The sequence below is a fragment of the Leucobacter holotrichiae genome, assembly GCF_055791005.1.
In genome coordinates this window covers 90,405-105,771 of sequence record NZ_JBVUAC010000007.1, presented here as the reverse complement: position 1 = coordinate 105,771, position 15,367 = coordinate 90,405, and the positions used below count along the sequence as shown (strand labels likewise).

At 68.5% G+C, this 15,367-nt stretch carries 12 protein-coding genes; all 12 read left to right on the top strand.

What is annotated here, in order from left to right; genetic code table 11:
* Positions 1-68 precede the first annotated feature (68 nt).
* The 12 genes from AC0KXF_RS10535 (at position 69) to AC0KXF_RS10480 (ending at position 15,352) form a co-directional block, all read left to right on the top strand.
* On the top strand, positions 69-2,291 hold the full coding sequence (locus tag AC0KXF_RS10535) for a DEAD/DEAH box helicase (protein WP_473109137.1): 2,223 nt from the start codon (positions 69-71) through the stop codon (positions 2,289-2,291).
* Positions 2,292-2,575: 284 nt separating this feature from the next.
* The gene (locus AC0KXF_RS10530; protein WP_473109136.1) at positions 2,576-3,613 is read left to right on the top strand and encodes a 6-phosphofructokinase; all 1,038 of its coding nucleotides are present in this window, start codon (positions 2,576-2,578) and stop codon (positions 3,611-3,613) included.
* A 216-nt stretch (positions 3,614-3,829) separates the two neighbouring features.
* Positions 3,830-5,326 carry an aldehyde dehydrogenase family protein gene (locus AC0KXF_RS10525; protein WP_473109135.1) on the top strand — a complete coding sequence of 499 codons (1,497 nt, stop codon included), beginning with the start codon at positions 3,830-3,832 and terminating at the stop codon, positions 5,324-5,326.
* A 51-nt stretch (positions 5,327-5,377) separates the two neighbouring features.
* Positions 5,378-6,382 (top strand): membrane dipeptidase, encoded by a 1,005-nt coding sequence (locus AC0KXF_RS10520; RefSeq protein ID WP_473109134.1) that lies wholly within the window; start codon positions 5,378-5,380, stop codon positions 6,380-6,382.
* A gap of 2 nt (positions 6,383-6,384) precedes the next feature.
* Positions 6,385-7,968, top strand: a complete 1,584-nt coding sequence (locus AC0KXF_RS10515) for a phytoene desaturase family protein (RefSeq protein ID WP_473109133.1) — start codon at positions 6,385-6,387, stop codon at positions 7,966-7,968.
* A 13-nt stretch (positions 7,969-7,981) separates the two neighbouring features.
* Positions 7,982-8,266 (top strand): muconolactone Delta-isomerase, encoded by a 285-nt coding sequence (locus tag AC0KXF_RS10510; RefSeq protein ID WP_473109132.1) that lies wholly within the window; start codon positions 7,982-7,984, stop codon positions 8,264-8,266.
* 39 nt (positions 8,267-8,305) lie between these two features.
* Entirely contained in the window at positions 8,306-9,397 is a 1,092-nt protein-coding gene (locus tag AC0KXF_RS10505; protein ID WP_473109131.1) for a LacI family DNA-binding transcriptional regulator, read from the top strand.
* A gap of 2 nt (positions 9,398-9,399) precedes the next feature.
* Positions 9,400-11,016 carry an ABC transporter substrate-binding protein gene (locus AC0KXF_RS10500; RefSeq protein ID WP_473109130.1) on the top strand — a complete coding sequence of 539 codons (1,617 nt, stop codon included), beginning with the start codon at positions 9,400-9,402 and terminating at the stop codon, positions 11,014-11,016.
* Positions 11,017-11,068: 52 nt separating this feature from the next.
* Positions 11,069-11,797 carry a maleate cis-trans isomerase family protein gene (locus AC0KXF_RS10495; protein ID WP_473109129.1) on the top strand — a complete coding sequence of 243 codons (729 nt, stop codon included), beginning with the start codon at positions 11,069-11,071 and terminating at the stop codon, positions 11,795-11,797.
* 32 nt (positions 11,798-11,829) lie between these two features.
* On the top strand, positions 11,830-12,759 hold the full coding sequence (locus tag AC0KXF_RS10490) for an ABC transporter permease (protein ID WP_473109128.1): 930 nt from the start codon (positions 11,830-11,832) through the stop codon (positions 12,757-12,759).
* Positions 12,756-13,709 carry an ABC transporter permease gene (locus AC0KXF_RS10485; RefSeq protein ID WP_473109127.1) on the top strand — a complete coding sequence of 318 codons (954 nt, stop codon included), beginning with the start codon at positions 12,756-12,758 and terminating at the stop codon, positions 13,707-13,709. The genes AC0KXF_RS10490 and AC0KXF_RS10485 overlap by 4 nt, the downstream gene beginning before the upstream one ends.
* Positions 13,706-15,352 (top strand): dipeptide ABC transporter ATP-binding protein, encoded by a 1,647-nt coding sequence (locus tag AC0KXF_RS10480; protein ID WP_473109126.1) that lies wholly within the window; start codon positions 13,706-13,708, stop codon positions 15,350-15,352. The genes AC0KXF_RS10485 and AC0KXF_RS10480 overlap by 4 nt, the downstream gene beginning before the upstream one ends.
* Positions 15,353-15,367 lie beyond the last annotated feature (15 nt).

The following is a 15,367-nucleotide window of genomic DNA, read 5'->3' as shown; positions in this document are numbered from 1 at the left end:
CGGAAGCCGCGTGCGACCCGACTCCCGGCATGCAGGCCGGGGTCGCACCACGCCGATCAGGAGATCCATTGGCATTCACCACTGCCGAGCGTCAGCCCGCTGCGAACAGTTCAGTCGAGCCCGCGCCCAAGTCTTCCCGCACGCCGAAGGCCCAGGCCCCGCAGAAGTCGCAGGGAGCCCAGAAGAACGGTCAGCGGGGCGGCTCTCGCCGCAAGCAGCACACCCACAACGAGGGCATCATCCCGCTGCTGGCCCGCGCCGTGCGCGAGGTCGAGGCTTCGGCGCAGCGCGGCAAGGCCTCGCCCGCGGGCCGCACCAAGTTCCACGTGATCGCGCTGCTCATGCGCGAGGAGCGCGCTCGAGTCAAGACCGACGAGAACGTGAGCGAGGCCGAGCGCGCCGAGACTCTCAAGCGGCTCGACGGCGTAGCGGCGATCCTCGCGAAGACGGCCGCGCGCGACACGAGCCTCATCACGCTGCTCGAGCCCGCCGCTCCCATCACCGAGGCGACCCGGCTGCTCAAGCGCAAGATGCTCACCCAGGCCGGCATCGAGCTTCCCGACGACGAGCCGAGCAAGGCCGAACCCGCGCAGGCGTTCGTGCCGCCGGAGCTCGCCGAGCGTCAGGTCGAGCCCGCCGGCATCGAGGCCCGCATGCTCGCCAACCCGTTCCTCGCGCCCGACCTCACGCCGCCGAGCAAGCCGACCCCCGTCGTGCGCCTCGCCAACTGGGAGCTGCTCGGGCCGCTGCTCAAGGCGTTCGAGCAGGGCGGCGGAGGATCCGCGTGCATGAACCTGCCCGCGCCCCCCGTACCGGATCGGCTGGCGCCCCCCGGCCGCGAGCTCATGCCGCACCAGGCGCGGTTCCTCGCGAGCGTGAGCGAGGGGCACCGCAGCTTCCTCCTCGCCGATGAGCCCGGCCTCGGCAAGACCGCGCAGTCGGTGCTCGCGGCATCAGTCGCCGACGCCTACCCGCTGCTCGTGGTCGTGCCCAACGTCGTGAAGATGAACTGGGCACGCGAGGTCGAGCGGTGGACGCCGCAGCGGCGCGTCACGGTGATCCACGGCGACGGCCAGGACATCGACGCCTTCGCCGACGTGTTCGTGGTGAACTACGAGATCCTCGACCGCCACCTGAGCTGGATCTCCCGCTTCGGGTTCAAGGGCATGGTCGTCGACGAGGCCCACATGATCAAGAACGTGCAGTCGCAGCGATCCCGCAACGTTCTCGCGATCGCAGAGAGCATCCGCGAGCGGACCCCGGGAGTCTCCCCGCTGCTCGTCGCGCTCACCGGCACGCCGCTCATCAACGACATCGACGACTTCCGGGCCATCTGGCGGTTCCTCGGCTGGATCGACGCCGAGAAGCCCGGCCCCGAGCTCATGGCCAGGCTCGAGAACAACGGCTGGACCCCCGCCGACCCGGCCTTCTACCCCGAGGCGCGGCAGAGCGTGGTCGACATGGGCATCGTGCGCCGCCGCAAGATCGACGTCGCCGCCGATCTGCCCGCGAAGCGCGTGGTCGACCTGCCCGTCGAACTCGACGACGAGCTCGGCCGCGGCATCCGTGACGCCGAGGCGAAGCTCGCCCGCAAGCTGGTCGATCGCTTCAACGCCGTCAAGAACGGCAAGCTGGGCGAGAAGCTCTCCGATGCGGCGATCATCCGCATGGTGTGCGCGCAGGAGCTCGAGGAGTCGAACGCCTCCGCCGATGGCACGAATGTGTTCACGATGGTGCGCCAGATCGGCCAGGCGAAGGCCGGGCTCGCCGCCGACTACACCGCGCAGCTCGCCCGCTCGGTGGGCAAGGTCGTGTTCTTCGCCAAGCACATCGACGTGATGGATCGGGTCGAGACGCAGCTCGCCGAGGCCGGGCTCAAGACCGTTTCGATCCGCGGCGATCAGACGGCGGCGTTCCGCCAGGAGCAGATCGACGCGTTCAACAAGGACCCCGAGGTGGCCGTCGCGGTCTGCTCGCTCACCGCGGCCGGCGTGGGCGTGAACCTGCAGGCCTCGTCGAACGTGGTGCTCGCCGAGCTCTCGTGGACCGACGCCGAGCAGACCCAGGCCATCGATCGCGTGCACCGCATCGGCCAGGAGGAGCCCGTGACCGCGTGGCGCATCGTCGCCGCGCAGACGATCGACGCGAAGATCGCCGAGCTGATCGACGGCAAGGCCGGGCTGGCGGCCCGGGCGCTCGATGGCGCCGCTGCGCCGGCGGAGGACGCCGACTCGGTACAGCTGCTCGCCCTCATCGGCGTGCTGGAGAAGGCGCTGGGCGCGGCTTTCTGATCCTCCCGCATCCAGGCGCAGCCGCGCCCAGGTGCAGCCGCGTCCGGGCGTGGCGGCGCCCAGGCAGGAGATCCGCCCCTGTGCGGGTGCTTCTCCCTGTTTCCGCCCGCTGGGCCGCGGATCTCCTGCCTGAAGAGCGCTCGGACCCGCACCCGTGGCAGATTCCGTGTCGAAGTTGGCGGAAATCTACCTGTTAGGCGCATTCTCGCCACCGCTAGCATAGGTCAGGTCTGAACGGGTGGGCGTCGGGAGCCCGCCCGGTGGCCGACCCGGGAGGAAACGACATGCGCATCGGTGTGCTCTGCTCCGGCGGCGACAGCCCCGGCATGAACGCGGCGATTCGTGGCGCGGTGCTGCGCGGAGTCGACGTTCACGGCTTCGAGATGGTCGGTTTCATGGACGGCTGGCGGGGCTTCCACGAGGGCGACTTCGTGCCGCTCGACCGGCCCGCGGTGCGCGGCCTCTCTCCTCTCGGCGGTGTGATGCTCGGCACGAGTCGCGTACCCCCGTTCGAGAAGGGCAGCGATACTGACGCCGGACTCGAGGCGGTTCGGGATCGCATCGCGCAGTACAGCCTCGACGGTCTGCTGCTGATCGGTGGCAACGGCACGCAGACCGTCGCGAACCTCCTCAACGACGGCGGGATCCCGGCGATCGGTCTGCCGAAGACGATCGACAACGATCTCGGCGGCACCGACTACACCTTCGGATTCGACACCGCGGTGTCGATCGCCTCGGAGGCGATCGACCGGCTGCGCACCACGGGCGAGTCGCATCGCCGGTGCATGGTGCTCGAGGTGATGGGCAGGGACGCGGGGTGGATCGCGCTCCACGCCGGCATGGCGGCGGGGGCGCAGGTCTCGCTGATCCCCGAGTTCCCCGAGTCCATCGAGCAGATCGGCGAGTGGGTGCTGAGCGTTCGGGATCGCGGACGCTCGTCGCTCGTGGTGGTCGCGGAGGGCTTCCGGCTCGAGGGCTCCGCGGGGGCGGTGACCCGTGACGGGCTCGACGGCTTCGGGCGGCCGCGGCTGGGCGGCATCGCCGAGGTGCTCGCCCCGCTCATCGAGCAGCGCACCGGCATCGAGGCGCGTGCGACGGTTCTGGGGCACGTGCAGCGGGGCGGATCGCCCACCGCGTTCGACCGCGTGCTCGCCACCCGCACCGGTATCGCCGCCGCTGACGCCGTGCTCGCGGGGCAGTGGGGCACCATGGCCGGGCTGCGCGGCGACCGCATCGAGATGGTGCCGCTCGCCGAGGCCGTCGGCCGCCTCAAGACGGTGCCCGCGGAGCGCTACGAGGAGGCGCGCCTCAACTTCGGGTAGCGCCGAGATCTAGACTTGCGCGTCCCGCTCTCGGCGCGGGGCGGATCCGGTGCTGTGATCCGAAACGGCGGTGAGCTCTGAGGCGCGGGACGCTGCTGACGGGGTTCGTCGGGTGTGCCGAGAAAGTTCTGGACGGCCCTTGTGCCTCAGATTGAAAACGTATACAGTAAACGTATTCTGTAAACGTATTCAAAGAGGATTCGGGGCGGCATCGAGATGGTTTTGACGGCGGCAGGCTTCACGAAGAGGTTCGGCAACCGGTTCACCTCGTACATTGACGGACGGTTCGTCGAGGAGTCCGGCGAGGCCCAGCCCGTCGTGGACCCGAGCCGTGACGAGGTCTGGGCTCATCTGCTCGTCGATCCCGGACACGTCGACGTGGCCGTCGGGGCAGCTGCTGCGGCACAGGCCGGCGAGTGGGCCGCCTCGCCGGCGCAGCGCGCCGCAACCCTTCGTGCGATCGCGGCGCTGGTCGAGGCCGAGGTCGAGGCGCTTGCCGAGTTCGAGACGCTCGCCACCGGTAAGCCCATCACCGCGACGCGTGCTGAGATCGCCTATGCTGCTGCGTGGTATCGCTATTACGCATCCGTGATCGAGACCGAGCGCGAGCATTCGCTCTTGCTCACCCCGACCAAGGGCGCGCAGATCCGCCAGGAGCCTGTCGGCGTCGTCGGCGCGATCACGCCCTTCAATGGCGCGTTCTCGCTCGGCGCCTGGAAGTTCGCGCCCGCCCTGGCCGCGGGCAACGCGGTAGTGGTCAAGCCTCCGCTCGCATCGAGTGCCAGTACCTTGCTGCTTGCTGAGCTCATGGAACAGGCAGGCCTGCCTGCCGGCTTGTTCAACGTAGTGCTGGGCGACGCCGAGGTCGGCACTCGGTTGGTCGATGATCCGCGCGTCGGGGTGGTGACCTTCACCGGCAGCACCAGCGTCGGCCGGGCGATCGGAGCGCGCGTCGCCGGACGCATGGGCCGTTTCGTTTGCGAGGCCGGCGGCAAGTCCGCTCACATCGTCATGGATGACGCTGACCTGGGCAGCGCGGTGATCGCTGCAGCTCAGGGCGTGTTCAGCGGCAGCGGCCAGACCTGCGTGGCTGGCTCGCGGCTGCTCGTGCACCGCGACGTCTACGACGAGTTCGTCTCGCGTTTCGTCGCTCACGCCTCACAACTCGTAGTCGGCGACCCCATGAACGCAGGCACCCACCTCGGACCCATCGCCACTGCATCGCAGTACCGCCGGGTGCGCGACCTCGTCGATGGAGCGGTCGCCGAGGGCGCCTCTCCGTTGCTCGACGGTCGGGATCCCCGACTCGCGTCGGGAGACGCGAACGGGTTCTGGGTCGGCCCCACGATCCTCGGCGACGTCGAGGAGGATGCCGTGATCTGCCGCACCGAGGTTTTTGGTCCCGTGGTCGTTGTGCAGCGCGTCGATTCGTTCGAAGAAGCCATCGCCCGGGCGAACGACAGCGAGTTCGGCCTCGCCGCAGGTATCTGGACCGCCTCCCAGACTCGAGCCCACGAGGCAGCCGCGCGGCTCGCCGCCGGCACCGTCTGGATCAATACGTACCGCGGCATGGACTGGCGCACGCCGTTCGGGGGCTACAAGCAGTCCGGCATCGGACGCGAGAACGGCATCGAGGCGCTGCACGAGTTCCGACAGTTCAAGACTGTCGTGCAAGACGTGGCCCCCGCCGTAGACCCGTTCGGCATCGCCTGAGCGGGCGCCGCCCCGAGACCCCGACCCTAGAACAAGAAGGAGCCCGAAGCGATGTCAGAACACCTCGTCGTCGATTGCCTGGAGTACAGCGCCCCGACCCGTGAACGATTCCTTGAGTGGCAGCGCGGCCGCGTCGGCTGCGTGCATGTGACCCTCTCCGTCTGGGAGACGGCCCGTGAGACCCTCTCGGTGCTCGGCAGGTGGAACGACCTCTTCACCGATAACGCCGATCTCATCGGTCTCGCCCGCAGCGTCGACGATATCAGGCGCATTAGCTCGGAGGGACGCACCGCCGTCGTCTTTGGCTTCCAGAACACCACGGCGCTCGAAGATGACATCCGCCTCGTGCAGGTCTTCCACGATCTTGGGGTGCGCATCATACAGCTCACCTACAACACGCAGAACAGCATCGCCGCCGGCTGCTGGGAGGACGAGGACTCGGGGCTGAGTACGCACGTGGGCCGCGGCTTCGTGCGCGAGATGAACGAGGTGGGAGTGCTCATCGACCTTTCCCACTGCTCTGAGCGCACCTGCCTCGACACGATCGAGTACAGCGAGCGTCCCGTCGCGATTACCCACGCGAACCCCATCGAGTTCGTGGGGGCCGATGTGGAGCTCAACCGCCGTCCTAAGTCCACCGAGGTGCTGAAGCGCCTGGCCGAGACCGGCGGCGTGGTCGGCCTCAGCCCCTACGTGCGGATGCTCAAGGGAGGCAAGTCGGCTACCTTGCAAAGCTTCGTCGACATGACGCTCTGGACCATCGACACGATCGGCATCGATCACGTCGCCTTCGGCACCGATTTCTACACCGGCTACGACGTCTCGATGGTCGAGTGGTGGCGCGCCGGACGGTGGGGTCGGCAGAGCCCCGTGCCGATCGACTACGACGCCCCGGTGGTCGAGTGGCCGCAGTGGTTCGAATCGCCCGAAGCATTTCCGCAGGTCATCTCGGCGCTTTCCGACTCGGGCCTGAGCGATGAGCACCTCGGGCAGATCCTGGGCGGCAACTGGCTCCGCCTCTTCGAGCAGACCTTCTCGCCGGCGAACGGTTCCTGAGCATGTCCGGTCCCAAGTGCGCAGTCGTGATCGGAGGCGGTCACAACGGGCTCGTGTGCGCCGCCTACCTCGCGCGCTCGGGGGTGCGGACCACGCTGGTGGAGCGTCGCCCGTCGCTCGGCGGGGTCGTGGGGTCGTTCGAATACCTCCCGGGCTATCGGGCCGCGCTCACGAATTCGCCGGGCTCCTTCGAAGGCCGCATCATGGCCCAGCTCGAACTCGAGCGGCACGGACTGCGCTTCCACCGGCCGCAGATCACCGTGGCCCAGCGCCTCGGAGACCGCACCTTCGTCGGCTTTCGCGACCGTGATCGGATCGCCGAGCAGATCAACGCGTTCCACACCGGCGAGTACGCCCGGTACCGCGGCCTCATCGACGACCTCAACGATCTCGGAGCCGCCATGGGGCTCTCGGTGTGGCAGCGGCCCGACTCGCTCGAGGCTCTGCGTGCCCGCCTGAGCAGCACCCCGCAGCGCGCGCTCTTCGAGCGAGTCTTCGACGGCTCGCTGATGGATCTGCTCGACGAACGGCTGCGCTCGCCGCAGGCGAAGTCGCTGCTCATGATGCTCGCGCTGCCCGGCACGCTGCAGTCGCCGCGGGATCCGGGATCCGCGCTCGGCCTCATGCTGCGGCCGTGGTCGATGGCCTCCTTGCTGCCCGGCGAGGACGACACCGCGGCGACCTCGCCGCTGCGGGGATCGGTGGGCACGCCCATCGGATCGATGTCCGCGATCATCGACGCGCTCGAGCGGTCGGCCCGAGCCGCCGGCGCCGAGATCGTGGCCGGCAGCGCCGTGCGCCGGATCGTGAAGGACGGCGAGCGGGTGCGCGGTGTCGTGCTCGACGACGGGCGGGTGATCGAGGCCGACGCCGTGGTCTCGACAGTCGAGCCCAGCCTGCTGCAGGGAGCGCTGCTCGACGACCCGGACGACCTCGTACCCGAGCATCGCGTGCCGGAGCCCACGGGCAGCGCCTACAAGCTGGCCCTCGCCCTTGACGGGCTTCCCAGTGTGCCCGGCCTGCCCGACGGGGTCGACGCCGAGCAGGTGCTCGGATCGCAGATCCGCATCGGCCCGTCCCCCGAATACATCGAGCGCGCGATTCTCGACGGGCTCGAAGGCCGCGTCTCGGAGGAGCCGATCATGTGGGGGATGGTCCCCTCGATCGTCTCGCCGCAGCTCGCCCCCGAAGGCCGGCATCTCTTGAGCGTGAACGTCTGGTACGCGCCGCACTCGCTCGGCGCGGAGTACTGGCGCGACCATCGCGACGCGTTCGCGGCTCGGTGCGTCGCGCTGCTCGACGAGCAGCTGCCCGGCCTGGCGGATCGTGTGGTCGCGGTGCGCGGTCTCACCCCGTTCGACATCGAGCAGGAGTTCGCGCTCACCGGGAGCAACATCACGCACGGCGAGATGACGCTCGAGCACTTCTTCGACCGTCGTCCCCACCCTGTCGCCGCAGACTCTCGCGCCGCACTCAAAGGCCTGTACCTGGGCGGCTCCGGCAGCTGGCCCGGCGGATACGTCACCGGTGTGCCAGGACGCAACGCTGCTCACGCAGTGCTCGCCGATCTCGGCCCCCGCCCTTAGACGAAAGAAGACCATGGAATTCCTGATCAACATCAACATCACGTGGCCCGAGACTCTGGGCGACGACGAGATCCAGCGCATCTCGGTCGCCGAGCGGCAGCGTGCCGCCGAGCTCACCGAGCAGGGTGCGCTCGTGCGCATGTGGCGGGTGCCGGGGCGCCGCGAGAACTGGGGGCTCTGGCGCGCGGGCGATCCGACCGAGATGCACGACATCATCTCCTCGCTGCCGGTCTGGCCCTACATGCAGGTGCAGGTGATCCCGCTCGCAGACCACCCGGTGGATCCCGCCCGCCAGTAAAGTATGAGCCTTTACTGAACCGCCTGAGAGGAGCCGATCATGACGCAGGAAGCCACCCAGCCGAGGCCGAAGAACCGACGCGGCCACGACACGAGCGTGACCGAGGTCGCGAAGGCTGCCGGGGTGTCGATCGCGACGGTGTCGCGCGTCATCAACCAGCCCGACGTCGTCAGCGCGGCCACCCGCACGCGCGTGCTCGCCGTGATGGAGCAGCTGCAGTTCACCGTGAACCCCGCGGCGTCGGCGCTGCGTCGCGGCCACGGGAACATGATCACCGTGCTCGCGGCCAGTCTGAGCCAGCCCTGGTACACCAAGCTCATGCGCGCCCTCGAAGTCGAGATCGATGCACGCGGGTTCACGATGACGCAGGTGGATCTGCAGCACGATCCCGCGGTGCTGCAGCGCATGCTGCAGGTGAACGGCCGTCAGCTCTCGACGGGCCTCGTGCTCGCGACCGGCGACCTGCTGACCGACCGTGCGACATTCGATGCGATCCGATCGGTGCACGAGACCCACCCGCTGGTCGTGATCGGTCAGCACGTCGAGGATGCGACTTGGCCGACGGTGCGCTTCACCGACGAGGAGTGGGCGTACCGGGCCACGAAGGAGATGCTCGAATCGTCGGGCGCCGTGGCGTTTCTCGGCAGACTCGGCGGCTCCTACCTCGCCTCGGAGCGCATGGCGGGGTACATCCGCGCGATGCGCGAAGCGGGCGCCTACGATGAGCGGCTCATCTGGCCCATCGACGATCGCGGCTACCAGGCCGGTCTCGCAGAGGTGCGAGCCCGGATCGAAGCCGGCGACCTGCCGAAGGCGATCTTCGCCATCAATGACGAGCTCGCCCTCGGCGCCTCCCGGGCGCTGCTCACGGCGGGCCTCGACATCCCGGGGGACGTCGCGGTGATGGGCTTCGGCAACACCGAGTTCCTCGACTACGTGACGCCGACCCTTTCATCGGTCGACGGCTCCGCCGCCGACGCGGCCAGCGTCGCGATCGGGGCGCTCTGGGCGCAGCTCGACGGTGAGCCCTGCGACCAGCTCACGGTGCTCGAACGCAGGATCGTGCACCGCGAATCCACGCGACGCCCCGATGCGTCGCAGACCACACCAGAACCACACACGAAGGAGTGACCATGACTACGAGGAGAAGCCGGATCACAGCGCTGACCGCAAGCCTGATCGCGGTGCCGCTCGCGCTGAGCGGCTGCGCGAGCGGCGGCGGTGGCTCGGCGGGCGGCAGCGCGGCTGAGACGATTGTGCTGGCGGCGCAGGGCGAGGTGCCGCCGCTGGACCCGCATCGTCTCACCGGCACCATCGGCCTGCGCGTCTCAGACGCCATCTACGACACGCTGGTGCGCGAGAACCTGAGCGAGGCCACCGAGGGCGCTGCCGAGCTCGAACCGGCGCTCGCCGAGAAGTGGGAGGTGTCCGAAGACGGGCTGACCTACGACTTCACCATCCGCGAGGGCGTGACGTTCCACGACGGCACCGAGCTCACGGCCGATGCGGTCAAGCTCAATTTCGACCGCATCCTCGATCCCGAGTCGCCCGTCTACTCCGAGACGGCCGCCGCCAACATGAAATTCCTCACGAGGTGGATCGCGAGCACCGAGGTGAAGGACACCGGCGAGTTCACCGTCACGCTCTCGAAGTCGTTCCCCGAATTCCTCGGCCTCCTCAACGACCGCCGCATGGGCATCATCAGCCCCGAACTGCTGCAGACCGCCGACGACGACCAGATCGCGGCGACGCCGATCGGCACGGGGCCCTACGCCACCGAGGGCATCTCCCAGGGCGATGACATCCAGCTCGATAGCAACCCCGACTACTGGCGGGGCGAGCCCGCCACCCCTCACCTGCTCTTCACCTCGATCTCGGACGCGAACACCATGGTCTCGGCACTGCAGACCAAGCAGATCGACGTCATCCTCAGCGCCGGATCGGCGCAGATCGCGCAGCTCAAGGGCGACGACTCGGTCACGGTGCAGTACCCGGATCCTGCCAACTCCTACTTCATCCGCCTCAACACCCGTGCAGCGGGAACGGACGACAAGCTCGTGCGCCAGGCCCTGAACTACGCGGTCGACCGCGACGGCATCGCCGCCGTCATGAACGGCCAGGCGTCGCCGCTGCCGGGGTCGGTGCCCGCGGGAAACCGCGCCTGGGACGAATCGGTGAACAGCACGTACAGCTACGACCCCGAGCGGGCGAAGGAACTGCTCGCCGATGCCGGCGTGGAAACGCCTCTCAAGATCAGCCTCATGGCTCCGAGCGAGGGCCCCGGCTTCTCGCAGTCGCGAGAGGTGATGTCCCTGGTGCAGGAGGACTTCGCCGACGTGGGGGTCGAGCTCGACGTGCAGTTCATGGAGTTCACCGCCATGGTGGCAGAGGAGTCGCCCGGATACGCCGACGGCGTCGCGGGTTCCTTCAACGGTTGGACCACGGGCTCTGACCTCGCCTACTGGCTCGAGAACATGTTCAGCCCCGACCTGATCCCGCCGACCGGTACCAACCGGGGCTGGTACCAGAACCCCGAGCTCGGAGAAGTGTTCGCGCAGGGCCGCGCCGAACTCGACGACGACGCACGCAACTCGATCTACCGCGAGGCCGCGGCGATCATCGACGACGACGCGCCCTGGGTCTTCCTCTACCAGGACCGCCTGCCGCGCGCCTTCGCGGCCAACGTGTCGGGCCCGGTCGAGGCGCCGAGCGTGTACTTCGACTACTCGGAGCTGCAGAAGACCGAGTAGTGGCGGGCCGACCGGCTCACCGCAACCACGAAACCACGATTCAAAGGAGAAGATGACCATGATGCTTGGATGGCGAGCGAAGATCGGCCAGATCCGCCCCGCGACCGCGATCGAGGGCGCCGAGGAGTGGCGCTCGGTGCAGGTGCCGGGTGTCGCCTACGCAGACGCGCGCACCATCGTGCCCCGCGTCGACAAGGACGGCCTGCAGGTGATGATGTCGCAGGTGCTCGAGGCCTCGCGCCAGCTGGAGACCTCGAAGGTCGACCTCATAGTGCAGTGCGGCGCTCCCGGCACATTCCTGGAGGGGCCCGACGCCGATGAGCGGGTGACTCAGCAGATCCTCGACGAGGTGGGGATCCCCGCGATCACGATGCACGCGTCGACGGTCAAGGCGCTGCAGGCGGTCGGTGCGAAGACTGTCGCGCTTGCGACGATCTACACCGAGGACGTCAACCAGGTGCTCGCCGAGAACCTGGAGCACCACGGCATGCGGGTGACGGCGATCGAAGGCCTCGAGATGACCGATCCCTACCAGGCGAGCCTGCACGACATCGACAGCGCCTACCGCCTCGGCCGGGCCGCCCACCGCAAGTCGGCCGGCGCCGACGCGACGCTGATCTCGTGCGGCACCTACCGCACCTTCGGGATGCTGAAGTACCTCGAGATGGACACGGGTGCGCCGGTGATCACGAGCAACCAGGCCACGCTCTGGAACGCGTTCCGCACGCTCGGGCTGCCGGACCAGCTGCCCGACCTCGGGGCGCTCTGGTCGGCGGCCTAGTCCGAAGTTTCAGGTACAGAGGGAGACGCGTTATGAGCGCACCAGGCACCGCGGCCCCGCCGACCGGCCCGTTCCGGGCCATCGCCCGCCGCCGTGACGGGGGCAAACGGCCCCGCGGCAAGGGGGTGGGGTGGGGCAACTGGCTGGGGTTCGCCATCCTTGCCGTCGTCGCCCTTCTGGCGATCGGCGCGCAGTGGATCGCACCGTACAACCCGGCCTCGGCCGACCCGTTGCAGAAGCTGCTGCCGCCGTTGACGGACGGGCACCTGCTCGGCACCGACGAACTCGGACGCGACCTGCTCAGCCGACTCATCTACGGCGCCCGCTTCGCGCTCTTCGTGGCCGTGGTGCCGACGGTGATCTCAGCGGTCATCGGCGGCGCCATCGGCCTGCTGTCGGGCTACATCGGGGGGTGGGTCGACGCGCTCGTCATGCGCATCTTCGATGTCATGTTCTCCTTCCCGGGAATCCTGCTCGCCCTCGGCATCGGCGCGGCGCTCGGCGCGGGAACGGGGTCGATGATCGTGGCCATGGTGGTCGTTACCATTCCCGAGACGGGGCGCGTGGTGAGAGGCGCGGTGCTCGCCGTGCGCGAAGAGCCCTACATCGAGTCGGCGGTCACGCTCGGGCTCAGCCGGGGGACCATCGTGATGCGCCACATCGCCCCCAATGTGCTGAATCCCATGATCGTGATGGCGTCGCTGCAGACGGGCAACAACGTGATCCTCGCGGCGAGCCTCAGCTTCCTGGGGCTGGGGGCCAAGCCGCCCACGGCCGACTGGGGCGGGATGCTGAGCGGCGGGAAGGCCGTGATGGTGACAGCGCCCCACGTCGCCACGCTCTCGGGCATCGCGATCGTGATCCTCGCAGTCGGGTTCAACCTCGCGGGCGATGCCCTGCGCGACAGACTCGATCCACGTTCGCGCATCAGCGCGGTGCGCACGCTCGGAGGTCTCAAATGACACGCTTCATCCTCAAACGGCTGGCGCAGCTGATCCCGGTGCTGCTCGGCGTCACGCTCGCGGTCTTCATGCTGCGGCAGATCATTCCGGGTGACGCCGTCGATGTGCAGCTCGGCGGCACGGCGAGCGAGGAGGATCGCGCCGCCCTGCGCGAGGAGCTCGGCCTGAATCAGAACATCTTCATGCAGTACCTCACCTACCTCTGGGGGCTCGTGCGAGGAGACCTCGGGCATTCGTCGACCTACAACGCCCCCGTGCTCGGCGTGCTCATCGATCGGCTCGGCAACACGGCCATCATCGCGGTGCCGGCCGTGGTCATCGCCTCGGTCGTGGGCGTCGTGGCCGGGGTCTGGGCCTCGCGCAAGCCGAACAGTCTCCGCGACCGCTCGGTCACCGTGAGCGTGCTCCTGCTGACGAGCATGCCCTCGTTCTGGCTCGGCATGCTGCTCATCATGCTCTTCAGCCTCACCCTCGGGTGGTTGCCCGTGAGCGGCATGCAGTCGCTCATCGGCGGCGGAGGGTTCGCCGATGTGCTGAGGCACGCGATCCTGCCGACCCTCACTCTCGCCGCGTGGTCCCTCGCCGTGATCACGCGCATGACCCGAACCTCGATGCTCGGGGTGATGTCGAGCGACTACGTGCGCTCGGCCGTCGCACGCGGGCTCGGTTCCCAGCAGGTCGTCTACGGACATGCCTTGCCGAACGCGCTGCCCGCCGTGATCACCGTCATCGGCCTGCAAGCCGGCTTCCAGCTCAGCGGTGCGGTGCTCACCGAGACGGTCTTCTCGTGGCCCGGCATCGGCTTCGCGATGGCCTCCGCGATCACGAACCGCGACATGGCACTGCTGCAGGGCGGCATCCTCTTCATCGCCGTCATCTTCGTGCTCATCAACTTCCTCGTCGACGTGCTGTACGCAGTGTTCAACCCGAAAGTGAAGGTGAACGCATGATCTCCAACACCCCGACCGCCGCGCCGTTGCTCAGCGTGCGCAACCTCGGCATCAGCTTCTCCCGCAACGGTCAGTCCGTACCTGCCGTGCTGGGCGCCGATCTCGAGGTGCGCAGAGGAGAAGTCGTTGCGATCGTCGGCGAGTCCGGCTCGGGCAAGACCACCCTCGCCATGACTCTGCTCGGGCTGCTCGCGGGCAACGGCTCAGTCACGAGCGGGTCGATCGAGTTCGACGGCACGGAGATGCTGGGAGCCAGCGCCAAGCAGTGGAGCGAGGTGCGGGGCAGTCGCATCGGACTCGTGCCCCAAGACCCCATGTCTAACCTCAACCCGATGAAGCGGATCGGCGAGCAGCTCGGCGAGGTGCTGCTCCGTCACCGCCGGGCCACCAGACAGAACCTCGAGCAGGAGTGCTGCCGGTTGCTCGAACGTGCGGGCGTCTCAGACCCCCGCACGCGCCTCCACCAGTACCCGCACCAGCTCTCAGGCGGACTGCGTCAGCGCGTGCTCATCGCGATCGGCACCGCCTGCGATCCGCAGCTGCTCATCGCAGACGAGCCGACCAGTGCGCTCGACGTGACCGTCTCGGCCCGTATCCTCGATCAGATCGCCGAGATCTCGCGCGCTGCAGGTATGGCGGTGCTGCTCATCACCCATGACCTCGGCCTCGCCGCCGAGCGGGCCGACCGGGTCATCGTCATGCAGCACGGTCGTGTGGTCGAAACGGGCGAGGCCGCCCGCATCCTCTCCTCGCCCGAGCACCCCTACTCGCAGCAACTCGTGGCCGCCGACCCCGGCGTGCGGGCGCGCACGGGCGAGTCGAGGTTCAAAGCCCCACGATTCGATTCCGGCGACAGCATCGTCGAGATCGACGAGGTGAGCAAGGTCTATCAACGACGTCGGCGCGATGAGCCCGTGCAAGCGAACACCGATGTCAGCCTCACCGTGCCGAGAGGCAGCACCGTCGCGCTCGTCGGCGAATCCGGATCGGGCAAGACGACGGTCTCGCGGCTCATGCTGAAGCTCGAGGAACCGAGCAGCGGCAACCTCCGCTTCGACAGCGTCGACCTGGCGGAGATGGACCGGGCGCAGACCGCCGACTTCCGCAAGCGCGTGCAACCCGTGTTCCAGGATCCGTATGCGTCGCTCAACCCGATGATGACCGTGCGGTCGATTGTGCGGGAGGGCCTCGACCACTACCGCATCGGCACACGCGACGAGCGGGACGGACGCGTCGAACGGCTGCTCGAGCAGGTCGGCTTGAAGCCCGAACTCGCCTCGCGCCATCCATCGGAGCTCTCGGGCGGTCAGCGGCAGCGCGTCGCCATTGCCCGAGCGGTGTCGATGGATCCGGAGCTGCTGGTCTGCGATGAGCCGGTCTCAGCACTCGACGTGGTCGTGCAACGCCAGGTGCTCGACCTGCTGCGGGAGCTGCAGGACGAGAAGGGCCTGAGCTACCTCTTCATCACCCACGATCTCGCCGTGGTGCGCGAGTTCGCCGACATCGTCTACGTGATGCGCGATGGGCGGATCGTCGAGTGGGCCGACGTGGCCACCATCTTCGAGCGCCCCCGGGATCCGTACACGAAGCAGCTTCTGGTCTCCGCCGGCATGGCCGGTGCGGAGCCGCCCGCCGCAGCGTGACCGTCCGAGCCCCGG